Consider the following 23,319-nt stretch of genomic DNA (forward strand, 5'->3'; position numbering starts at 1 on the left):
GGTGGAAAAACAACTATTTGCGGCGTCTTTATGCCGCGTTTTGACAGCTTGTCCAGGATGTTTTCCACAATTGTCGGACGCACGCTTGCACCGACGTATCACCAGGCCTCAATCCGGAGCCGAGTGTACGGGTGTGGATAAAAAAGCCCCGCCGACGCGAACCGACAGGGCCTTTCCATCCACGGTGCAATCAGTGGCCGCCCAGGTAAGCGTTACGCACCTCCTCGTTGACCAGCAGTTCCTTGCCTGTGCCGCTCAGGCGGATCTCGCCATTGACCATCACGTAGGCGCGGTCGGACAGCTTGAGGGCGTGGTTGGCATTCTGCTCCACCAGGAAGATGGTCATGCCGGTGGCCGCCAGCTCCCGCAAGGTGGAGAAGATCTGCTTCACCACGATCGGCGCCAGGCCCAGGCTCGGCTCGTCCAGCAGCAACAGCTTGGGCCGGCTCATCAGCGCCCGGGCGATGGCCAGCATCTGCTGCTCGCCGCCGGACATGGTCATGGCCCGTTGAGTACGCCGTTCCTTGAGCCTGGGGAACAGCTCGAACATGCGCTGCATGTCTTCGCTGGCGTACTGGTCACCGATGGGAATGGTGCCCATCAGCAGGTTCTCCTCCACGGTCATGTCGGGGAATACCCGGCGCCCTTCCGGGGACTGGGCGATGCCGTTGGAGGCGATGTAGTGGGACGACTTGTGGGTGATGTCCACACCGCGATAGAGGATCTGCCCTGACTCGGCCCGGGGCTGGCCGAAGATCGACATCAGCAGGGTCGACTTGCCGGCCCCGTTGGAGCCGATCAGGCTCACGGTTTCCCCTTCGTTGATGTGCAGCGAGACCTTCTTCAGGGCCTGGATCGGCCCGTAGTACACGTCCAGGTCCTTGAGCTCGAGGATCGGTTGAGTCATGCCAGTTCCTCTTCGTCGGCACCCAGGTAGGCGGCGATCACTTTCGGGTCGTTGCGGATCGCCTCCGGCCCGCCTTCGGCGATCACATTGCCGTGGTCGAGCACCACGATGTGGTCGGAAATGCTCATCACCATGCCCATGTCATGTTCGATCAGCACCACGGTCAGATCGTGCTCGTCGCGCAGCAGCCGGATCATCGCGCTCAGCGCCTCGGTTTCCTGCGGGTTGAGGCCGGCGGCCGGTTCGTCGAGGCAGATGATCTGCGGCCGCGTGCACATGGCCCGGGCGATCTCCAGGCGGCGCTGCTGGCCGTAGGACAGTTCGCCAGCCAGGCGGTTGGCGCAGTCCACCAGGTCCACCACTTCCAGCCAGTAGAAGGCCTGGTCCAGGGCGTCGCTTTCTGCCTGGCGATACCCCTTGGTATTGAGCACGCCTGCCAGCAGGTTGCGGTTGACCCACATGTGCTGGGCCACCAGCAGGTTCTCCACCACCGACATTTCCCGAAACAGCCGGATGTTCTGGAAGGTTCGCGCCAGGCCGGCGCGGTTCACCAGGTGGGTGCCGCCGAACATCTTGTAGTACAGGCGGCTCATGAAGCTTTTGGGCGACACGAAGTCGCTGGCCCGAAACGGCTCGCCCAGCAGCTTGATGACGTCGGTTTGCCGGCCCCGGGTATCGAGTGCGATGCGCCCGCCGGACGCCTTGTAGAAACCGGTCAGGCAGTTGAACACCGTGGTCTTGCCGGCACCGTTGGGACCGATCAGGGCGAAGATCGAGTTGCGCTTGACCTTGAGGCTGACGTCACTGAGGGCCTTGATGCCACCAAAGTGCATCATCAGGTTCTCGACCGAAAGAATGTATTCGCTCATGGCGCGCTCCTCTGGGTCAAAACGCCTTTGCGCGGGGTCACCCCTGTGCGGCTGATGCGGATCAGGCCACGCGGGCGCCAGATCATCATCAACACCATGAGGATGCCGAACAGCAGCACCCGGTATTCGGAGAAGCTGCGCAGCAACTCCGGCGCCACGGTGAGCACGAAGGCGGCGATCACCACCCCCACGGTGGAACCCATGCCCCCCAGCACCACGATGGCAAGGATCAGCGCCGACTCGAAGAAGGTGAAGGACGAGGGGTTGACGAAGCCCTGGTAGCTGGCGAAGAACACCCCGGCCAGGCCGGCAGTGGAGGCCCCGATGGTAAAGGCCGAGAGTTTCACCAGCACATGGTTCAGGCCCATGGCGCGGCAGGCGATCTCGTCCTCACGCAGGGCTTCCCAGGCCCGGCCGACCGGCATGCGGGTCAGCCGGTGCTTGATGTAGAGCACCAGCAGCACCACCAGAAACAGCACGATGTAGATGAACAGGAATTTCAGGTTGGGGTTGTAGTCCATGCCGAAGAATTCGTGGAACGGCACCCCGCCGTCCTTGGCCTTGCGGCCGAACTCCAGGCCCAGGAAGGTTGGCGACGGTACCGGCATGCCATTGGGGCCGCCGGTGAAGGACAGCCAGTTGTTGAGTACCAGGCGGATGATCTCGCCAAAACCCAGGGTCACGATGGCCAGGTAGTCGCCGTGCATTCGCAGCACCGGGAAACCCAATATGCACCCCGCCAGCGCAGCAGCGATGGCCGCCAGGGGCAGCACGCTCCAGAAGCCCAGGCCCAGGTACTGGTAACCCAGGGCCAGGCCATAGGCACCGATGGCGTAGAACGCCACGTAGCCCAGGTCCAGCAGCCCGGCCAGCCCCACCACGATGTTCAGCCCCAGGCCCAGCAGCACGTAGATCAGGCCGAGGATCACCACCGTCAGCAGGTACTTGTTGGCGAAGAAGGGGAACACGATGGCGATCACGATCAACGCCGGGATGATCCAGCGCAGCCGCGACTTGTAGTCCGGCGCCAGCACGTGCACGCCGGAGCCTGTGCTTTCGAACCCCTGGAGAATCTTCAAGCCCTTCGGGGTCTGCAGGAACAGGCTCATGGCCAGGCGACCGGCCATCACAATAGCCACCAGCCAGGCGACCCGGGTCGGTTCCAGGTTGAAGCTGTAGCCATCGAGCACCACGCCCACGATGGGGCCGAACACGATCAGCGAGATCAGCCCGGCGAGCACGGCGTCGATGACGCTTTTCTTGATATCGATCGGTTTATTGGCAGCAGACATACTTACACCTTCGCCACGAGTGGGCGACCCAGCAGGCCTTGGGGACGGAAGATCAGGATCAGCACCAGCAGCGAGAAACTGAACACGTCTTTGTAGTCGGAGTTGATCAAGCCGGAGAACAGCGACTCGGAGATGCCGAGGATGATCCCGCCGAGCATCGCCCCGGGCAGCGAGCCGATACCCCCGAGCACTGCGGCAGTGAAAGCCTTGATGCCGATGACGAAGCCGGCGTAGAAGTCGAAGGTGCCGTAGTTCATGGTGATCAGCACCCCGGCCAGGGCGGCCATGGCCGCGCCGATGACAAACACGTAGGAGATCACCCGGTCGGTGTTGATCCCCAGGATCGAGGCCATCTTGCGGTCCTGCTGGGTGGCCCGGCACATCCGTCCGAGCTTGGTGTACTTGATGATGTAGGTCAGCAGCGCCATGCCGGCGAAAGCCGCCACCAGGATGAAGATCTTGGTGTAGGTGAGCTGCACGAAACCGCTGCCGATATCGACCTTCCAGGCGCCGGCCAGCAGCGTGGGCACGCCCTGCTGCTTGGCGCCCTGGCTGATCTGCGCATAGTTCTGCAGGATCAGCGAAATGCCGATGGCGCTGATCAGCGGTGCCAGGCGAGTGGAGTTGCGCAGGGGCTTGTAGGCGACACGCTCGATGACCCAGCCGTAGATCCCCGTGACCACGACGGTGAAGATCAGGGTGCCGAGAATGAGTAGCGGGAAGGATTCGATGCCGAAGTAGGCCAGCAGGGCCAGACTGATTGCCGCGAGGTAGGCGGAAATCATGTAAACCTCGCCGTGGGCGAAGTTGATCATGCCGATGATGCCATAGACCATTGTGTAGCCGATGGCGATCAGACCGTAGACGGACCCGAGGGTCAGTCCATTGATCAGTTGCTGCAGGAAAATACCATCCATAACGCAATCTCACGGACTTGAGAGACAGCACTGGGCGTCAACGCCGGACAGGGGGCACCGGTCCGCGCAACACGTCCGTTGTGCAGCTCTACGAGAAAAGGCAAGTACTGCACGAGTACGGACCGGCTCCCCGAAGGGACTCCGGCCCGCGCGGACTCATGTCACTTCTGTTTTTCCAGCTGGTGGTACTTGCCGTCCTTGTCCCACTGATAGACCACGTAGTCGGAGACCTTCAGGTCGCCCTTGGCATCCCAGGTCTTCTCGCCCATCACGGTTTTCACCGGATTGGCCTTGAGCCACTTGGCAGCGTCCTCGCCCTTGTTGGACTTGGCACCGCCGAAGCCGGCAGCCAGCGCCTGGATCGAGGCGTAGGCATACAGGGTGTAGCCCTCAGGCTCGGTACCGGCCTTGCGGAAGGCATCCACCACGGCCTTGCTGTCCGGCAGCAGGCGGGGGTCGGCGCCGAAGGTCATGTACACGCCATCGACGTACTGCGGGCCACCGGCGGTGGTCACCAGTTCGTCGGTGACGATGCCGTCGTCGGACATGAACTTGACGTCCTTCAGGCCCTGTTCGCGCAGCTGGCGCACCAGCGGGCCGGCTTCCGGGTGCAGGCCGCCGAAGTACACCACGTCGGCACCGGCGGCGCGGATCTTGGTGACCACGGCGCTGAAGTCCTTCTCGCCGCGAGTCAGGCCCTCGTACAGTACCGGGGCCACGCCACGCTTGGTCAGCTGCGCCTTGGTGGCATCCGCCAGGCCCTGGCCGTAGGTGTCCTTGTCGTGCAGCACCACGACCTTCTTGCCCTTGAGCACATCGACGATGTAGTCGCCGGCCACCACGCCCTGCTGGTCGTCACGCCCGCACATGCGGAACATCGCCGACAGGCCGCGCTCGGTGACCTGGGGGTTGGTGGAGCCCGGGGTGATGGCAATCACTCCGGCGTCGCTGTACACCTCGGAAGCCGGGATGGTCGACGAGGAGCAGAAGTGTCCGACCACGCCGGCCACCTTGTCCTGGTCCACCAGGCGGTTGGCGACCGCGACCGCCTGCTTCGGCTCGCAAGCGTCGTCGCCCTTGACCAGGACGATCTTCTCGCCGTTGACCCCACCCTTGGCATTGATTTCGTCAGCCGCTGCCTGTGCACCCTTCATGTACTGCTCGCCAAATGCCGCGTTGGCGCCTGTCATGGGACCCGCTACGCCGATCTTGAGGTCGGCTTGAGCAAACGCAGAAACACCCAGCGCAGTTGCCACTGCGAGGGCCAGGAAGCCTTTTTTGTAAAACGTCTGGGACATGAGGTGATGCTCCAAGGTTTTTTAGTTGGCACTGCGACTTACATCAATGCTCAGAGCAAGCGCCGTGCCAGTGGTTTTTTATTCTTAGAAAAGTCGCTGTCTTATTGTTATTTCGACTGTTTCGAGCCCATTTTCATTGGGCGTGCAACCGTCTAAACCGCGGAAGGTAAAACCCTGTTTTCCAGTGGGCGCAACCCACACGTGCCATCATTGCAACCGCGACACAATTCAACGTGCAACCCTCTTGTAACAGCCCGCGTCACCGAACTGCACACTGCTGGTGCTCAACTGCTACGAGCCGCACCATTACAGGCTAGTCGCTGCATCGAAAAGCGTCGTCCGCGGCTGCGCATTTCCTCATTCAGATAACGATTCGCAGGCACTGGCCGGCGTGGTAGAGGGAGAATCCGGCCTCGTACAGGCAACTGCGCAGCCCCGCGCCAGACAGCGGCTGCATGGGCGCGAAGGGGATCGGCAGAGCCTGCGGATCGCCGTTGCACAGGTAGTCGGCAAATGCCTTGCCCACCACGGTCCCGGTGGTCACCCCGCGGCCGTTGTAGCCGGTGACGGCCACCAGGCCCGGGGCCGGCTCGAACAGGCGCATCAGGTGATCGGGGGTGAAGGCGATGCAGCCGGTCCAGGTGCACTCCCACTCCACCGGCTTGAGGTAGGGAAAATAGTGCTGCTGCACCCGGTCGGCCCAGGCCTTGAGGAACCACAGGGGTTTCTGGTTGCCATTGCCCAGGCTCCCCAGCAACAGCCTGCCGTCGGCATCCCGACGGATGCTGCTCAGGACCTGGCGGGTATCCCAGGAGCCCTGGCCTCCCGGCAGGATCTGTTGGGCCGCCTCTTCAGTCAGCGGCGCCGAGGCCACCTGGTAGTAGTAGCCGGGGAAGAAGTTGCGTCTGAGCTCGGTCCAGTCGCCTTCGGTGTAGGCGTTCGAGGCGATCACCACCTGCTCGGCCAGCACCGAACCCTGCTCGGTCTGTACCGACCAGCGCTGGCCCTGGCGCTCCAGGCGAGTCACCGGGGAATGGTCGAACAACCGGCCGCCCAGATCGGCCGCTGCCTTGGCCAGGCCACTGACATAGGCCATCGGATTGATCGTTCCGGCCCGGCGGTCGAGCAGGGCGGCAGCGATCTGCCGGGTCCCGGTGGCGGCCTCACAGGCCGCCCCGGTGAGCAGTTCCACCGGCGCGCCACGGCGTTTCCATTGCTGTTCGCGGCTGCGCAGGTCAGCCTCGCCACGGGCGTTGTGGGCCATGTGCAAGGTGCCTTCGCGGCGCAGCTGGCAATCGATGCGGTACTTGTCCACCAGGCTGAACACCAGGGAGGGTGCCGCGCCAAGCATGCGATTGAGCTGGCTGCCCACCTGCTCGCCAAAACCGGCCTCGATCTCGTCCGGGGGAATCCACATGCCGGCATTCACCAGGCCAACGTTGCGCCCCGAGCCGCCCTGCCCGGCACGCCGGGCCTCCACCACGCATACCCGCTTGCCCTGCTCCAGCAAATGCACCGCCGCCGACAAGCCGGTGAAGCCGGCGCCGATGATGCACACATCCGCCGTCTGTTCGCCCTTGAGTGGTGCGTGGTCAGGTCTTTGCGGAGTCAGTTGTTCCCATAGACATTGTTCTTGTAGTGCCATCGCCAACTCCGAAATCAACCCGCCTGTAGATCTGCAGAACCCCGTAGCCGCGCTGCCGCAGGCTGCGACAAGGCCCGAAGGGCCTTGCGGCGGCCTGAAGAGCACGGGCTCCTCGCGGCCGATCGCAGCCGTTGATGGCGACCTTCAATCGAAGGTAACGCCCTGGGCCAGCGGCAACTCCCGGGAGTAGTTGACGGTGTTGGTCTGGCGCCGCATGTAGCCACGCCAGGCATCAGAGCCCGACTCGCGACCACCGCCGGTTTCCTTCTCGCCCCCGAAGGCGCCGCCGATCTCCGCGCCACTGGGGCCGATGTTGACGTTGGCAATCCCGCAGTCGCTGCCCACTGCCGACATGAAACGCTCGGCCTCGCGCACATCGGTGGTGAAGATGCACGAGGACAGCCCCTGGGGCACGGCGTTGTTCAGGCGCAGCGCTTCTTCGAAGTCGTCGTAGCCGATCACATACAGGATCGGGGCAAAGGTCTCGCTGCACACCACATCGCTCTGCTCGGGCATTTCGACGATGGCGGGCGAGACGTAATAGGCGTTGGGGAACTGGTCCTGCAACTGGCGCTGGCCGCCGAACACCCGGCCCCCCTCACTCAAGGCCTGCTCCAGGGCATCCTGCATGGCCTCGAAGCTGTGCCTGTCGATCAGCGGACCGATCAGGTTGCCTTGCAGCGGATGGCCGATGCGCACCTTGGCATAGGCGGCCTTGAGGCGAGTGACGATCTCCTCCTTCACCGACTCGTGGGCGATCAACCGGCGCAAGGTAGTGCAGCGCTGGCCGGCGGTGCCCACGGCGCTGAACAGGATGGCGCGCACGGCCATGTCCAGGTCGGCGCTGGGCCCCAGGATCATGGCGTTGTTGCCACCCAGTTCGAGAATGCTGCGGGCAAAGCGCGCGGCGACCTTGGGCGCCACTTCACGGCCCATGCGGGTGCTGCCGGTGGCACTGACCAGGGCCACGCGGGGGTCGTCCACCAGGGCGGCACCCGCCTCACGGCCACCGATGATCACCTGGCTCAGGTATTCGGGGGCATCGTGGAAGTTCTTCAGCACGCGCTCCAGCAAGGCATGGCAGGCCAGGGCGGTCAGCGGAGTCTTTTCCGAAGGTTTCCAGATCACCGGGTTACCGCAGACCAGGGCCAGGGCGGTGTTCCAGGACCAGACCGCCACCGGGAAGTTGAAGGCGCTGATCACTCCCACCACCCCCAGCGGATGCCAGGTCTCGCGCATGTGGTGGCCCGGACGCTCGGAGGCGATGGTCAGGCCGTAGAGCTGGCGTGACAGGCCAACGGCGAAGTCGCAGATGTCGATCATCTCCTGCACCTCCCCCAGGCCCTCCTGGGTGATCTTGCCGGCCTCCCAGGACACCAGTTCGCCAAGGTCGGCCTTGTGTTCACGCAACACCTCGCCGAATTGCCGTACCAGCTCGCCGCGCCGGGGCGCCGGCACATTGCGCCAAAGGGCGAATGCATGCTCGGCGCGACTGACCTGCTGCTCCACTTCGGCGGCGCCCTGCCAGTTCACTGCAGCGATCCGACTGCCGTCGATGGGCGAATGCACAGGGTGTGCGCCCGACTGGTACAGGGCCGGGTTCACGCCCAGACGATCAAGCAATGCGGCAACCATGGGTGACTCCTTACAGGTGGCAAGCGAAAGATCCAGACCGCCACGGCGATCTTCGAGACCTGTAGTTGTAGCTGGCCGCAGACTTGCCAACAAACGACCTTTAAGCGAGATATCATTCCGTTTATTCATGCTGAGCCGGCTTCCAGCACCGATAAGAACAAGGACACGCCATGCTGAACAAACGCTACCTGCCGTCGATCACCGCCCTGCAGTGTTTCGAGGCCGTGACCCGGCACCTGAGCTTCACCCGCGCGGCCGAGGAGTTGAACCTGACCCAGAGCGCGGTGAGCAAGCAAGTGGCGCAGCTGGAAGAGCTGCTGCAGCACTTGTTGTTCCGCCGTGTGCGACGACGCCTGCAACTGACCCCGGCTGGCGACCTGTACCTGGTGGAGGTGCGCAAGATCCTCACCCAGGTGGAAATGTCCACCCACTACCTGCGTTCCTACGGCGGCGAGACCGAAGTGCTGCGAGTCTCCACGCCCTATACCTTCGGCGCGCGCTGGCTGGTGCCAAGGCTCAAGGGCTGGCGCCTGCGTCATCCGCATATCCACCTGGACCTGTGCAACGAACAGGAGCCCGATGAGCTGCTCCAGGGCCACAGCGACCTGGCGTTCTACTTCGGCCAGGGCGCCCGCCCCGGCACCGAAAGCCTGAAGCTGTTCAGCGAGGAATTGGTCGCCGTCTGCGCCCCCGACAGCCTGCCTGCCGCCCCCCTGACCGATCCGCGGCAGCTGACCGACCTGGTGCTGCTGCAAAATGCCTCGCGCCCCCAGGGCTGGCACGAATGGTTCGACCAGCAGGGCTACCACACCGAGCACAGCTACCACGGCCCGCGCTTCGAGACCTTCTACATGTGCATCCGCGCAGCCCAGGTCGGTTGCGGCGTGGCCCTGCTGCCACGGTTCCTGGTGGAGGAAGAACTGGCCGAGGGCAAGCTGGTGATCGCCTGGGAATACGCCATGCCCAGCCAGGATGCCTATTACCTGGCCTACCCCGAGCACGCGGCGGAAGTACCCAAGGTCCGGGATTTCGTGCGCTGGATGCTGGAGCGGATCGAGCAGTAGCCAAGCGACATCCATCTTCGGGCGAAAAAACACTGGCAAAGCCCGGGACGTCTATGCGCCACTAGCGCCTTCATTGAAAGAGCTGAGCGCCGCACCTGTCAGTCGCGGCCAGCATGGAGATTCCCGTTATGAGCGAGAGTGTGTTTGCCGATCGCATCGTGCAGAACCTGCTCGACACCGACTTCTACAAACTGACCATGATGCAGGCGGTGCTGCACAACTACCCCAATGTCGAGGTGGAATGGGAGTTTCGTTGCCGTAACAGCGAAGACCTGCGGCCCTACCTGCCGGAGATCCGCTACCAGTTCGAACGCCTGGCGGAGTTGAGCCTGAGCGCCGACCAACTGGGGTTTCTCGAACGCATCAGCTTCCTCAAGCCGGATTTCCTGCGCTTTCTCGGGCTGTTCCGCTTCAACCTGCGCTATGTGCATACCGGTATCGAGAACGGCGAGCTGTTCATCCGCCTGCGCGGTCCCTGGCTGCACGTGATCCTGTTCGAAGTGCCGATGCTGGCCATCATCAGCGAAGTGCGCAATCGCTACCGCTACCGGGAGACCCAGCTGGTACAGGCCCGCGAACAGCTGTACCGCAAGTTCGACTGGCTGACGGCCAACGCCAGCAGCGAGGAACTGTCCGAACTGCAAGTGGCGGATTTTGGCACCCGCCGACGCTTCTCCTACCGGGTCCAGGAAGAAGTGGTGAATGTGCTCAAGCATGATTTCCCCGGGCGGTTCGTCGGCACCAGCAACGTGCACCTGTCCCGGGAGCTGGACATGAAACCCCTGGGCACCATGGCCCACGAGTGGATCATGGCCCACCAGCAGCTGGGCCCACGACTGATCGACAGCCAGATCGCCGCCCTCGACTGCTGGGTCCGCGAGTACCGGGGCCTGCTGGGCATCGCCCTGACCGACTGCATCACCACCGATGCCTTCCTCGGCGACTTCGACCTGTTCTTCGCCAAGCTGTTCGACGGCCTGCGCCATGACTCGGGGGACCCGATCCTCTGGGCGGAAAAGGCCATCGCCCACTATCACCAGCTGGGCATCGACCCGATGAGCAAGACGCTGGTGTTCTCCGACAGCCTGACACTGCCCCGCTCCCTGGAAATCTTCCGGGCACTGCGCGGGCGAATCAACGTCAGCTTCGGCATCGGTACCAACCTGACGTGTGACATTCCCGGTGTCGAGCCGATGAGCATCGTGCTTAAAATGGCCGCCTGCAATGGCCAGCCCGTCGCCAAGATCTCCGACGAAGCGGGCAAGACCCACTGCAAGGATCCGAACTTCGTCGCCTATTTGCGCCACGTTTTCCAAGTACCTGCCCAACCTGGCAAGGAGTGAATCATGCAAGCCGTACAGCGTGAGATTGCGCAGCAGCTCAAGGTCCAAGCACCTTTTCCCGACCACGCTGCCCTGGAAGCGGAAGTCGCCCGGCGTATCCGCTTCATCCAGGACTGCCTGGTCAAATCCGGCCTCAAGACCCTGGTGCTGGGCATCAGCGGCGGTGTCGATTCGCTGACCGCGGGCCTGCTGGCCCAGCGCGCCATGACTGAACTGCGTGCCAGCAGCGGCGACCCGCACTACCGCTTCATCGCCGTGCGCCTGCCCTACGAGACCCAGTTCGACGAGCACGACGCCCAGGCCGCGGTGGACTTCATCAACCCCGACGAGCGCCATGCCGTGAACATCGGCCCGGCGGTCAAGGCCCTGGCCAATGAGGTGATGGCCTTCGAAGGCCAGCACGCAGTGTCCCGCGACTTCGTGCTGGGCAATACCAAGGCACGGATGCGCATGGTCGCCCAGTACACCATCGCCGGCGCCGCCCAGGGTCTGGTGATCGGCACCGACCACGCCGCCGAAGCGGTGATGGGGTTCTTCACCAAGTTCGGCGACGGCGCCTGCGACCTGGCGCCCCTGAGTGGCCTGGTGAAAAACCAGGTACGGGCCATTGCCCGGTATTTCGGGGCCCCCGAGTCACTGGTGGAGAAGATCCCCACCGCCGATCTCGAGGACCTGTCACCTGGCAAGCCCGACGAAGCCTCCCACGGCGTCACCTATGCCGAGATCGATGCCTTCCTGCACGGCCAGCCGGTACGCGAGGAAGCGTTCCGGATCATCTGCGATACCTACCGCAAGACGCACCACAAGCGGGTCATGCCCTTCGCCCCCTGAGCCGTGTCCAGGCACAAAAAAAGCGCCCCGAGGGGCGCTTTTCCGTTGCAGCCGGGCCTGAGGATTACTTCAGGACCACAGCGCCTTTCATCATCGAGTTGTGGCCAGGGAACGAGCAGAAGAACTGATAGCTTTCGCCAGCAGTCAGCTTCGATACGTCGAAGGTCACCGAATCCTTTTCACCGGCACCGATGATCTTGGTGTGGGCGATGACGCGGGTGTCGCCTTCCTTCAGGTAGCTCTTGTCGATGCCTGCGGCCATGCCGTCGGCAGCGATGCCTGCCATGTCTGCGGTCTTGCTCAGTACCCAGTTATGACCCATGACGTTCTTTGGCAAGCTGCCGGAGTGAGTCAGGTTCACGGTGAAGGTCTTGCAGCTCTTGTCGATGGTGATTTCCTTGGTGTTGAAGGACATCTGATCGGTAGAGTCGACGTCGACCTTGCATTCAGCGGCCATCAGTTGGCTGCTGGCCAGAGTCAACAGGGATACTGCAACGAGTTTGGCAAACATGGTGAATCTCCAAGGCAGGGTTTAACAAAGTCCATCTGAATCCATGGGTGGCAAGACTGCCTGAATTTCTCGCAACTGCCTATGATTTGCATCAAGAAACTGTATACAACTCTCTGCTATCAGGCCGATCGAAACAATCAAGCAGCCAGCTGCTGGAGCTGTCCCTAGAATCGCGGCCATCCCCCAACCGGAGTCTGGATCATGTCGCTCAACAGCCTGTTTCGCAGCTTGCTCGCCGCCTACGCCTGTGGCGCCAGCGGCACCCATGAAACCCCGCAACGCGACGCCTAGTGCTTGGACTGAGCTCCCGGAGCCTTTACCCTGAGGCGATCTATGAGCTGGGAGCAAGACATGCCGTTAACTTCAGTCTGTGTATTCTGTGGCGCCAGCGCCGGCGCCAATCCTGCCTACCGTGAAGCCGCCGAGGCCATGGGCCGGGCCATCGCCGAACGCAAGCTGACCCTGGTCTACGGCGGTGGTGCAGTGGGCCTGATGGGCATTGTCGCCGATGCAGCGATGGCCGCTGGCGGGGAAGTCGTGGGCATCATTCCGCAAAGCCTGAAAGACATCGAGATTGGCCACAACGGCCTGACCCGCCTGGAAGTGGTGGATGGCATGCATGCCCGCAAGGCGCGCATGGCCGAGCTCAGCGATGCCTTCATCGCCCTGCCCGGCGGCCTGGGCACCCTGGAGGAGCTGTTCGAAGTCTGGACCTGGGGTCAGCTGGGCTATCACCGCAAGCCCCTGGGACTGCTGGAGGTGAATGGCTTCTACGAAAAACTCGGCGGTTTCCTCGACCATATCGTCGATGAAGGCTTCGTCCGTCAGCAGCACCGCGACATGCTGCAGATCAACCAGTCGCCAACCGGCTTGCTGGATGCCCTGGACGCCTGGCGGCCCTCGGTCGCAGCCAAATGGACCGACGCCAAGCCCAGCTGAACCTGCCAGGCGCGCCGAGGCTCGCGCCGGGGCGCTTGCTGCTCGCCTGCACCTGAGAAATCCTGCGCCCTGACAGCAAGACGCCAGCTTCACAGCTGGCGTCTTGTGGTTTCAGCGCGGCACCACCGGCTTGCGGGTCGGCTTCTTGCCTTTGCCCTTGGTCGCCTCGGCGCGCTCCTTGGCGGCCTGCTTGTTGCGGGCAAATGCCGCGGCCTTGGCCTCTTCGCGCTTGTCCCAGGCATTGCCGCCATCACTGCCACGCGGCGGCAGCCCGGTGTGTTGGGTCAAGATCCGCGTGTCCTTGGCCACCTTATGGCTGCCGGCAGGTGTAGAGTTCTTGCGCCGAGCGCTCTGATAGCTGTCGGCGGACGGCTGGTGCGCCGGGATCAACTGGTTCTTGCCCGGACCAATCAGGTCGCCACGCCCCATGCGCAGCAACGCCTCGCGCAGCATTGGCCAACCCTTGGGGTCGTGATAACGCAGGAACGCCTTGTGCAACCGGCGCTGCTCCTCGCTCTTGACGATGGTCACCGAGTCGCTCTTGTAGGTGACCTTGCGCAACGGGTTCTTGCCCGAATGGTACATCGCCGTGGCGCTGGCCATCGGCGAGGGGTAGAAGGCCTGCACCTGGTCAGCGCGGAAGCCATTGCCCTTGAGCCAGAGGGCCAGGTTCATCATGTCTTCATCGGTGGTGCCCGGGTGAGCGGCGATGAAGTACGGAATCAGGTACTGCTCCTTCCCTGCTTCCTTGGAGTACTTCTCGAACATCCGCTTGAACCGGTCATAGGTACCGATGCCCGGCTTCATCATCTGGTTCAGAGGCCCCTCCTCGGTATGTTCCGGGGCGATCTTCAAGTAACCACCGACGTGGTGGGTCACCAGCTCCTTGACGTACTCCGGCGATTCCACCGCCAGGTCATAGCGCAGGCCCGAAGCGATGAGGATCTTCTTCACCCCTGGCAGGGCGCGAGCGCTGCGGTACAGCTGGATCAGCGAAGAGTGATCGGTATTCAGGTTCGGGCAGATGCCGGGGAACACGCAGGAAGGCTTGCGGCACGCAGACTCGATTTCCGGGCTCTTGCAAGCAATGCGGTACATGTTGGCGGTCGGGCCACCCAGGTCGGAGATCACCCCGGTAAAACCCGGAACCTTGTCGCGAATTTCTTCGATCTCGCGGATGATCGACTCTTCGGAGCGGTTCTGGATGATCCGTCCTTCGTGCTCGGTGATCGAGCAGAAGGTACAGCCACCAAAACAGCCACGCATGATGTTCACCGAGAACCGGATCATGTCGTAGGCCGGGATTTTCTCCTTGCCATAGACCGGGTGCGGAATGCGCTGATAAGGCATGCCGAACACGTAGTCCATTTCCTCGGTAGTCATGGGAATGGGTGGCGGATTGAACCAGACATCCTGCTCGCCGTGCTTCTGCACCATGGCGCGAGCGTTGCCCGGGTTGGTCTCCAGATGCAGCACGCGGTTGGCGTGCGCGTAGAGAACCGGATCGTTACGCACCTTTTCCATGGATGGCAGGCGGATCACGGTCTTGTCCCGGGTCATCTTCGGACTGGCCAGGATCTGCACGACCTTGGCTTCGTTCGGATCCTCCTCAGGGCCTTTTTCCTGCTCGATGGCGCAGGCGGCAGTGTCCTGGGTGTTGACGTAGGGGTTGATGATCTTGTCGATCTTGCCCGGACGATCGATGCGAGTGGAGTCCACTTCGTACCAGTCCTTGGGCGTATCACGACGGATGAACGCGGTTCCGCGCACGTCGGTGATGTCTTCGATCTTCTGGCCGTAGGACAGTCGCTGGGCCACTTCGACGATGGCCCGCTCGGCGTTGCCGTAGAGCAGGATGTCGGCACAGGCATCGATCAGGATCGAGTTGCGGACCCGGTCCTGCCAGTAGTCATAGTGAGCAATGCGGCGCAGGGAGGCCTCGATGCCGCCCAGGATGATCGGCACATGCTTGTAGGCTTCCTTGCAGCGCTGGCTGTACACCAGGCTGGCGCGATCGGGGCGCTTGCCTGCCAGGCCGCCCGGAGTGTAGGCGTCGTCGGAGCGGACTTTCTTGTCGGCGGTGTAACGGTTGATCATCGAGTCCATGTTGCCGGCCGCCACGCCGAAGAACAGGTTCGGCTCGCCGAGCTTCATGAAGTCGTCTTTGGACTGCCAGTTGGGCTGGGCAATGATTCCGACGCGAAAGCCCTGGGCTTCCAGCAGCCGCCCAATGATCGCCATGCCAAACGACGGGTGATCGACGTAGGCATCGCCGGTCACGATGATGATGTCGCAGGAATCCCAGCCGAGCTGATCCATCTCCTCCCTGCTCATGGGCAGGAACGGTGCCGGCCCGAAACATTCGGCCCAGTACTTTGGATAGTCGAATAACGGCTTGGCTGCTTGCATGTCGATGACCGGTGTTGGCGCAGATTAGGACGCGCTGAATGACAGGGAAATTCGCGGGCGCGGAATATAGCACAAAAAATGACCAATTCCGACTGCGCCAGTCGGAATTCACGGCTAAGACAATTCACGTCGCGGGAGCTTGCTCCCGCTCGCCTGCGCAACAGGCTCAGAGTCGGGGCTGACAATGTATCTGGAGCAAGGCGCCGGCCGGCTTCGGCGCCACTGTGCGACCCAGCGGGAGCAAGCTCCCTCGCCACAGCGTGGCGCCGTTATTCGTCGTCGTCGAAGTTGTAGCTGCCCGGGGCGAGGTTCTCGAAACGCGTGTACTTGCCGATGAAGGCCAGGCGAATGAAGCCAATGGGGCCGTTCCGCTGCTTGCCGATGATGATCTCGGCAATGCCCTTGTGCTCGGTCTCCGGGTGGTACACCTCGTCCCGGTACACGAACATGATGACGTCGGCGTCCTGCTCGATCGCTCCGGATTCACGCAAGTCGGAGTTCACCGGTCGCTTGTTGGGGCGCTGTTCCAGGGAACGGTTGAGCTGGGAGAGGGCCACCACCGGACAGTTGAATTCCTTGGCCAGCGCCTTGAGGGAACGGGAGATCTCGGAAATCTCGTTGGTTCGGTTGTCACCGCTGGAACCCGGGATCTGCATCAGCTGCAGGTAATCGATCATGATCAGGCCGATATCGCCGTGCTCGCGTACCAGGCGCCGGGTGCGCGCACGCATCTCCGAAGGGCTGATGCCTGCGGTGTCGTCGATGAACAGCTTGCGGTCGTTGAGCAGGTTGACTGCTGAAGTCAGGCGCGGCCAGTCGTCATCCTCCAGCTGACCGGAACGGACCTTGGTCTGGTCGATCCGGCCGAGCGAGGACAGCATACGCATGATCAGCGATTCGCCTGGCATCTCGAGGGAGTACACCAGCACCGCCTTGTCGCTGCGCAGCACCGCATTTTCCACCAGGTTCATGGCGAAGGTGGTCTTACCCATGGAAGGACGGCCGGCAACGATGATCAGGTCCGCGGGCTGCAGGCCACTGGTCTTCTCGTCGAGGTCGGTGTAGCCGGTGGACAGGCCGGTAATGGCGTTGTCCGTGTTGAACAGGGTGTCGATACGGTCGATGGCCTTGGTCAGCAGGTCATTGACCCCCACCGGGCCGCCAGTCTTGGGCCGGGCCTCGGCAATCTGGAAGATCTGCCGCTCGGCCTCGTCGAGGATCTCGGCGGCGGTACGGCCTTCAGGGTTGAAGGCGCTGTCGGCAATTTCAGTGCTGATGCCGATCAACTGCCGCAAGGTCGCGCGCTCGCGGACGATCTGCGCATAGGCCTTGATGTTGGCCACGGACGGGGTGTTTTTTGCCAACTCGCCGAGATACCCCAGGCCGCCGACCTGGGAGGTCTGGCCTTCCTTGTCCAACTGCTCGGACAAGGTAACCACGTCGATCGGCATGTTCTGATCGGCCAGCTTGGCGATCGCACGAAAGATCAGGCGGTGGTCATGCCGATAGAAGTCGCCGTCGGAGACTTGATCCAGCACCCGCTCCCAGGCGTTGTTGTCCAGCATCAGACCACCGAGCACGGCCTGTTCGGCCTCGATGGAGTGCGGCGGCACCTTCAGGGCAGCGGTTTGCAGATCGTATTGCTCGGGGACGGAAATATCGTTCATGGCCACTTGGAATTCTAGGAACGGGAAATCAGGATCGGCAGAAAGACAAAGGGCACGACCTGTGAACAGGATCGTGCCCGATGTTAACCGTCAGCCACACAAGGTGCCAGACGATTTGGTACTGCTTAAGCAGCCACCACGACAACGCGTACGGTTGCTTCGACTTCAGCGTGCAGGTGCACGGCTACGTCGAATTCACCTACGTTGCGGATAGTGCCGTTCGGCAGACGAACTTCGCTTTTTGCAACTTCAACGCCGGAGGCGGTCAGTGCATCAGCGATGTCGTGGGTGCCGATCGAACCGAACAGCTTGCCTTCGTCACCGGCGGTGGCAGTGATGGTCACTTCCAGCTCGGCCAGTTGGGCAGCGCGGCTTTCAGCCGAAGCTTTACGGTCTGCAGCCAGTTTTTCCAGCTCGGCACGACGCTCTTCGAACGCAGCCAGGTTGGCAGCGGTAGCAGCGGTGGCTTTGCCGTAAGGCAGCAGGTAGTTACGACCGTAACCAGCCTTAACGTTCACTTTGTCGCCCAGGTTGCCCAGGTTGGCGACTTTTTCCAGAAGGATCAGTTGCATGTGAAAATCCTCTTAACTTTTAACCTTCACCGTTCGCAGAGTCGTTGTCAGCGTCTTTCGGCGCCAAACGACCGCGAAAATCAACCAGACTGTCGACAATGGCCAAGACCACGAGCAACGGATAGATCAGCTGCATGAACGGCAGCATCGTGACGTACAACCCCACCAGCCAGAATCTGGCCAGTCGCCCTTGCGCCACCAGCCCGTGAATCAGGGCCAGACCGGCGAATGCCAGCGGTACACTGCACATCGGCGTGAGCATGGCCAGTTGGGGTCCGAAATTCGGCCCGACCAGCATGCACGCCAGCAGCAACATCGCTGGTCCAAGGGGGATTCTGATGGCGCGAAACTCGCGACCAAAACCACCCGGGTTATACATCACAGCCTGCCAGTAACGCCCGAGAATCAGGCTCAGCACACTGATGGCTTGCAGCAAGGCCGCTATCAGGCCGGTCAGGATCGGTGCGATCAGCGTGGCGAGACGAGCCCGCTCTTCAACCGACAACTGCTGGTAGACCTCACCCAAGGCCATCGGCAGGATCTTGATCAGTTCCTGCGACAGCGCTTCGATCTGAGGGCGGAATGCCGCACCCAGGACCCCAGCAAACACCAACCCCATCGCTATGCTGACCAGCAGCACGCGGTTCCAGGATTCGCTTGCGCGCAAAACCAGCGCAAGACTCGAAGATCCCAGCAGCACCAGAAGTGCTCGCGGATCATCGAACGTCAGCCACCAGAGCAAAGCTGGCAGCACTCCCAGAGCCAGGACACCAATGGCGCCCTGCAATCCGCGCCGCAGCAGCACAAGGCTTGCAGCGGCAGCACCCAACCAATACAACAACGGCAATGCCGAACAGCCAGCCACTACCAGAGTGGCCTGCACACGACCGCGCATGATGAACTCAGCTAAGGCGCGCATGCATTCAATCCCTTACTACTTGTCGACTGCCCGGTCTCAGCGGCCGTGGCTGTCGGTGTAGGCCAGCAGGGCCAGGAAGCGGGCGCGCTTGATAGCGGTGGCCAGCTGACGCTGATAACGAGCTTTGGTACCGGTGATGCGGCTTGGAACGATTTTGCCGGTCTCGGATACGTAGGCTTTCAGAGTGTTGAGATCTTTGTAATCGATCTCCTTCACGTCTTCAGCGGTGAAGCGGCAGAATTTACGACGACGGAAGAAACGTGCCATGTAATTGGCTCCTCAAAAGGTCCGTGGATTACTCGTCAGCGTTATCGCTGTTGTCGCTGTCATTGCTGTCGTCGCCATCGGCGCTGTCAGCATGCTCAGGACGGTCGCGACGCTCACGGCGCTCACTGCGGTTTTCTTCGGCCTTGAGCATCTCGGATTGGCCAGTGATGGCTTCTTCGCGACGGATGACCAGGTTACGGATCACTGCATCGTTGTAACGGAAGTTGTCTTCCAGCTCAGCCAGGGCTTTGCCAGTGCACTCAACGTTCAGCATCACGTAGTGAGCCTTGTGAACATTGTTGATTGCGTAGGCCAGTTGACGACGGCCCCAGTCTTCCAGACGGTGGATTTTGCCGCCGTCTTCTTCGATCAGCTTGGTGTAACGCTCAACCATGCCACCGACTTGCTCGCTTTGATCCGGGTGGACCAAAAAGATGATTTCGTAATGACGCATGAATGCTCCTTACGGGTTGTAGCCTGCCGCCTATAAGCGGTCAGACAAGGAGTGAATGACACTTGTGTGTCTTGCCATAGATAGGCACATATGCGCCTGCCGTCACGGCAAGGGGCGCAATTGTAGAGAAGGGGGAACAGCGGCGCAAGGCAATTGGTGATTATTTGAACAACAGCGGCAAGCCATGGGCATCAAGCGGCAAGCAGGAGCACTCGCCGCCCATGACCTGCCGCATGCTTGCTATTTGCGAGCAGCCTTGGCCTTGGCGCCGCGCTGGCGCATGGCTTCGAACAGGCATACGCCCGTGGCCACGGAGACGTTGAGACTGCTGACGCTACCTGCCATGGGCAGGCGCACCAGGTAATCGCAGTGCTCACGAGTCAGACGCCGCATGCCCTTGCCCTCGGCCCCCATGATGATGATGGTCGGCCCGGTCAGGTCCTGGTCGTACAACTCCTGTTCGGCCTCACCGGCAGTGCCGACGATCCACAGGCCGCGCTGCTGGAGTTTTTCCAGGGTGCGTGCAAGGTTGGTCACCGCCACCAGCGGGATCACTTCGGCGGCGCCACAGGCGACTTTGCGCACGGTCGGGGTCAGGGTCGCCGACTTGTCCTTGGGCACCAGCACGGCCAGGGCGCCCGCGGCATCGGCGGTGCGCAGGCAGGCTCCGAGGTTGTGCGGATCGGTCACACCATCGAGCACCAGCAACAGCGGCGCGCCTTCGGTGCGATCCAGCAGCTCATCGAGCATGGCTTCGCCCCACACCTGGCTGGGACTGACTTCCGCCACAACACCCTGGTGCACGCCTTCGACCCAGGCGTCCATTTCCCGACGCTCGGCCTGGCCGACAGCGACGCGACTCTGCGCTGCCAGATCCAGCAGCACCTGAACCCGTGGATCACTACGCCCTTCCGCCAACCAGATCTGCTTGACTCGCTTGGGGTGGTGACGCAGCAACGCTTCCACAGCATGTACGCCGTAGATTTTTTCCAACTGACTCATGACTTGGCCTTAGGTTTACGCGCCCCACCACTCTTTGCGCCGGAACTGGAGCCCGCCTTGGGCGGCCCCTTGCGGTGCTTGGTGGGCTTTGCAGGCTTATCGAAGGACGATTTGCCGGACTTTGCACCCGAAGCCTTGCCACCAGCCTTGGCCTCAGCTAGCAGGGCTTGCTTCATTTCCCGACTCTTGCGCACTTCAGCGTTTTTCGCTGCGGCATCGCTGGGACGGTAAGCCTCCGCCACCTTTTCCTTGGCGGAACTGCGCCGGGGAGCCTTGGCGGGCGCAGAGGATTCCACCACCTTGCTCGCTGGCACATCGGCCGCGCCACGCTTCTTGCGCCCGACAGGAGCGCTGATGGTTTTTTCCGCCATCTCGAAGTCGATCTTGCGCTCGTCCAGGTCGACCCGCATGACCCGCACTTCCACCGTGTCACCCAGACGGAAGCTGCGACCGGTGCGCTCGCCCGCCAGACGGTGATGCACGGGATCGAAGTGGTAGTAATCGCCCGGCAAGGCCGTGACGTGCACCAGGCCCTCGACGTAGATGTCAGTCAATTCGACGAACAAACCAAAACCGGTCACCGCGGTAATCACGCCCGGGAAGGACTCGCCCACGCGATCCTTCATGAACTCGCACTTGAGCCAGTTGACTACATCGCGTGTAGCTTCGTCGGCACGGCGCTCGCTCATCGAGCACTGCTCGCCAAGCTGCTCCAGGGCCGCTTCGTCGTAGGGATAGATACGCGCTTTCGGAATGGTCATCGCCCCGGCGCGGCGCACGTGTGGCGTGTCCTGCTTGGAGTGGATGACGCTGCGGATCGCCCGGTGGGTCAGCAGGTCCGGATAACGACGAATCGGCGAAGTGAAGTGGGTGTAGGCCTCGTAATTCAGGCCGAAGTGACCCTGGTTGTCGGCGCTGTACACCGCCTGGCTCAACGAGCGCAGCATCACGGTCTGGATCAGGTGGTAGTCCGGACGGTCCTTGATCTTCTCCAGCAGTGCCTGGTAGTCCTTCGGCGTCGGACCTTCCTTGCCCTTGTGCAGGGACAGGCCGAGCTCACCAAGGAAGGTGCGCAGTTTTTCCAGACGCTCCGGCGGCGGACCGTCGTGCACCCGGTAAAGGGCCGGAATCTCATGCTTCTTGAGGAACTCGGCGGTGGCAACGTTGGCCGCCAGCATGCACTCCTCGATCAGCTTGTGGGCATCGTTGCGGGTGGTCGGGCGAATTTCGGCGATCTTGCGTTCGGAACCGAAGATGATTCGGGTTTCCTGGGTCTCGAAATCGATGGCGCCGCGAGTATGACGGGCACCCAGCAAGACCTTGTACAACGCGTACAACTGCTTGAGGTGCGGCACCACATCGGCGTATTCGCCGCGCAGCTGCTTGGCATCGCTGGTCTTGGGGTGCTCAAGCAGGGTGCTGACCTTGTTGTAGGTCAGGCGCGCCTTGGAATGGATCACCGCCTCGTAGAACTGGTAGTCGGTCATCTCGCCGGATTTGGATATGGTCATTTCACAGACCATGGCCAGGCGGTCGACCTTGGGGTTCAGCGAGCAAAGGCCGTTGGACAGCTGCTCGGGCAACATGGGGATTACCCGCTCAGGGAAATACACCGAGTTACCACGCACCTGGGCTTCGGCGTCCAGGGCAGAACCGATCTTCACGTAGCTGGAGACATCGGCGATCGCCACATAGAGCTTCCAGCCACCGCCGAACAGGCGCAGCTTGCCCGGCTTGGCCTCACAGAAAACCGCGTCGTCGAAGTCGCGAGCATCTTCACCGTCGATAGTGACGAAAGGCAGGTCACGCAGGTCGATGCGCTTCTCTTTGTCCTTTTCTTCCACTTCGGGCTTGAGCTTGCCAGCTTCCTTGAGCACGGCCTCTGGCCAGACATGAGGAATATCGTAGGTGCGCAGGGCCACATCGATTTCCATGCCTGGGGCCATGTAGTTGCCCACCACCTCCACCACGTCGCCTTGCGGCTGGAAGCGCGGCGTCGGCCAGTGGGTGATCTTCACCTCGACGAACTGACCAATCTTGGCATTGGCATTGCGCCCCGGCGTCACCAGCACTTCCTGCTGGATCTTCGGGTTGTCCGCAACCACAAAGCCGATGCCGCCTTCCTCGAAATAACGACCAACGATGCTCTCATGGGCACGTGACACCACTTCGACGATCACGCCTTCGCGACGACCGCGGCGATCCAGCCCGGATACCCGAGCCAGGGCGCGGTCGCCATCGAACACCAGGCGCATCTGCGCCGGACTCATGAACAGGTCATCACTGCCATCATCCGGCACCAGGAAACCGAAGCCATCACGGTGACCACTGATGCGGCCGAGAATCAGGTCGAGCTTGTCTACCGGCGCGTAGGTGCCGCGGCGGGTATAGATCAGTTGAGCATCGCGCTCCATGGCGCGCAGGCGGCGGCGCAGGGCTTCGATCTGGTCTTCGGTGGTCAGACCGAACTCGTCGACCAACTGCTCGCGGCTAGCAGGCGAACCCCGATCAGCCAGATGCTGGAGGATGAGTTCACGGCTAGGAATAGGGTTTTCGTATTTTTCCGCTTCACGAGCGGCCTCGGGATCGAGGGACTGCCAATCGGCCATTAGATAAATTTCACCTTGTCTATATCTCGGTTAGTTTGGCATACGCGTATTGAAACGGGAAATTTCAGGCTTGATCAACGCTGGAAAACGCCTCAACACCCGCTCAACTATCCCCCCGTCCACCCCGAAGACATTTTTCAGACTTTTTTTGAATCCTGGGGTTTACAGC

20 protein-coding genes are annotated in these 23,319 nt (G+C 62.0%); 4 read left to right on the plus strand and 16 right to left on the minus strand.

Translation table 11 applies throughout. The annotated features are described in order from the left end of the window. Positions 1-190: 190 nt before the first annotated feature. From LGQ10_RS16150 to LGQ10_RS16180, 7 genes are all read right to left on the minus strand, one after another. The gene (locus LGQ10_RS16150) at positions 191-907 is read right to left on the minus strand and encodes an ABC transporter ATP-binding protein (protein ID WP_058436321.1); all 717 of its coding nucleotides are present in this window, start codon (positions 905-907) and stop codon (positions 191-193) included. Further along, on the minus strand, positions 904-1,776 hold the full coding sequence (locus LGQ10_RS16155; protein ID WP_058436322.1) for an ATP-binding cassette domain-containing protein: 873 nt from the start codon (positions 1,774-1,776) through the stop codon (positions 904-906). Before LGQ10_RS16155 ends, LGQ10_RS16150 begins: the two co-directional genes overlap by 4 nt. Beyond that, complete coding sequence (livM, locus tag LGQ10_RS16160; RefSeq protein WP_226522548.1) at positions 1,773-3,068, minus strand: high-affinity branched-chain amino acid ABC transporter permease LivM; 1,296 nt, start codon at positions 3,066-3,068, stop codon at positions 1,773-1,775. Before livM ends, LGQ10_RS16155 begins: the two co-directional genes overlap by 4 nt. Positions 3,069-3,070: 2 nt before the next feature. Continuing rightward, on the minus strand, positions 3,071-3,985 hold the full coding sequence (locus LGQ10_RS16165) for an ABC transporter permease subunit (protein ID WP_058433480.1): 915 nt from the start codon (positions 3,983-3,985) through the stop codon (positions 3,071-3,073). 161 nt (positions 3,986-4,146) lie between these two features. Next, entirely contained in the window at positions 4,147-5,283 is a 1,137-nt protein-coding gene (locus tag LGQ10_RS16170; RefSeq protein WP_226522549.1) for a branched-chain amino acid ABC transporter substrate-binding protein, read from the minus strand. Between the two features lie 361 nt (positions 5,284-5,644). Continuing rightward, on the minus strand, positions 5,645-6,928 hold the full coding sequence (locus tag LGQ10_RS16175; protein WP_226522550.1) for an NAD(P)/FAD-dependent oxidoreductase: 1,284 nt from the start codon (positions 6,926-6,928) through the stop codon (positions 5,645-5,647). A 144-nt stretch (positions 6,929-7,072) separates the two neighbouring features. Further along, positions 7,073-8,563 (minus strand): aldehyde dehydrogenase family protein, encoded by a 1,491-nt coding sequence (locus tag LGQ10_RS16180; RefSeq protein WP_319003929.1) that lies wholly within the window; start codon positions 8,561-8,563, stop codon positions 7,073-7,075. Positions 8,564-8,733: 170 nt separating this feature from the next. Here LGQ10_RS16180 and LGQ10_RS16185 point away from each other — a divergent pair, with 170 nt between their 5' ends. From LGQ10_RS16185 to nadE, 3 genes are all read left to right on the plus strand, one after another. Beyond that, a complete protein-coding gene (locus LGQ10_RS16185; protein WP_226522552.1) occupies positions 8,734-9,627 on the plus strand; it encodes a LysR family transcriptional regulator in 894 nt (297 codons plus the stop codon). 128 nt (positions 9,628-9,755) lie between these two features. Further along, positions 9,756-10,970, plus strand: coding sequence for a nicotinate phosphoribosyltransferase (pncB, locus tag LGQ10_RS16190; protein ID WP_058435225.1), 1,215 nt, complete (start codon positions 9,756-9,758; stop codon positions 10,968-10,970). Positions 10,971-10,973: 3 nt separating this feature from the next. Next, positions 10,974-11,801 carry an ammonia-dependent NAD(+) synthetase gene (gene nadE / locus LGQ10_RS16195; RefSeq protein ID WP_226522553.1) on the plus strand — a complete coding sequence of 276 codons (828 nt, stop codon included), beginning with the start codon at positions 10,974-10,976 and terminating at the stop codon, positions 11,799-11,801. A gap of 64 nt (positions 11,802-11,865) precedes the next feature. Here nadE and azu read toward each other — a convergent pair whose 3' ends face one another. Then, positions 11,866-12,312, minus strand: coding sequence for an azurin (gene azu / locus LGQ10_RS16200; protein ID WP_226522554.1), 447 nt, complete (start codon positions 12,310-12,312; stop codon positions 11,866-11,868). Between the two features lie 351 nt (positions 12,313-12,663). On the opposite strand from azu, the gene LGQ10_RS16205 reads away from it, so the two are divergent. Next, on the plus strand, positions 12,664-13,251 hold the full coding sequence (locus tag LGQ10_RS16205; protein WP_058434640.1) for a TIGR00730 family Rossman fold protein: 588 nt from the start codon (positions 12,664-12,666) through the stop codon (positions 13,249-13,251). A gap of 111 nt (positions 13,252-13,362) precedes the next feature. Here LGQ10_RS16205 and LGQ10_RS16210 read toward each other — a convergent pair whose 3' ends face one another. From LGQ10_RS16210 to rnr, 8 genes are all read right to left on the minus strand, one after another. Further along, on the minus strand, positions 13,363-15,660 hold the full coding sequence (locus LGQ10_RS16210) for a YgiQ family radical SAM protein (protein ID WP_226522555.1): 2,298 nt from the start codon (positions 15,658-15,660) through the stop codon (positions 13,363-13,365). 269 nt (positions 15,661-15,929) lie between these two features. Continuing rightward, positions 15,930-17,327, minus strand: coding sequence for a replicative DNA helicase (dnaB, locus tag LGQ10_RS16215; protein ID WP_058434637.1), 1,398 nt, complete (start codon positions 17,325-17,327; stop codon positions 15,930-15,932). Between the two features lie 125 nt (positions 17,328-17,452). Further along, positions 17,453-17,899: a 50S ribosomal protein L9 gene (gene rplI, locus LGQ10_RS16220; protein WP_020299422.1), complete on the minus strand. Its 447-nt coding sequence runs from the start codon at positions 17,897-17,899 to the stop codon at positions 17,453-17,455. 19 nt (positions 17,900-17,918) lie between these two features. After that, positions 17,919-18,818: a hypothetical protein gene (locus LGQ10_RS16225; protein ID WP_058434638.1), complete on the minus strand. Its 900-nt coding sequence runs from the start codon at positions 18,816-18,818 to the stop codon at positions 17,919-17,921. Between the two features lie 36 nt (positions 18,819-18,854). Beyond that, positions 18,855-19,085, minus strand: coding sequence for a 30S ribosomal protein S18 (gene rpsR / locus LGQ10_RS16230; protein ID WP_002551829.1), 231 nt, complete (start codon positions 19,083-19,085; stop codon positions 18,855-18,857). 28 nt (positions 19,086-19,113) lie between these two features. Then, complete coding sequence (gene rpsF, locus LGQ10_RS16235; protein WP_022641809.1) at positions 19,114-19,539, minus strand: 30S ribosomal protein S6; 426 nt, start codon at positions 19,537-19,539, stop codon at positions 19,114-19,116. 240 nt (positions 19,540-19,779) lie between these two features. Further along, positions 19,780-20,541 (minus strand): 23S rRNA (guanosine(2251)-2'-O)-methyltransferase RlmB, encoded by a 762-nt coding sequence (gene rlmB / locus LGQ10_RS16240; RefSeq protein ID WP_226522556.1) that lies wholly within the window; start codon positions 20,539-20,541, stop codon positions 19,780-19,782. Beyond that, positions 20,538-23,150: a ribonuclease R gene (gene rnr, locus LGQ10_RS16245; RefSeq protein ID WP_058437354.1), complete on the minus strand. Its 2,613-nt coding sequence runs from the start codon at positions 23,148-23,150 to the stop codon at positions 20,538-20,540. Before rnr ends, rlmB begins: the two co-directional genes overlap by 4 nt. Positions 23,151-23,319: the final 169 nt, after the last annotated feature.

Source organism: Pseudomonas sp. L5B5 (assembly GCF_020520285.1).
In the GTDB taxonomy this organism is placed as follows: Bacteria; Pseudomonadota; Gammaproteobacteria; order Pseudomonadales; family Pseudomonadaceae; genus Aquipseudomonas.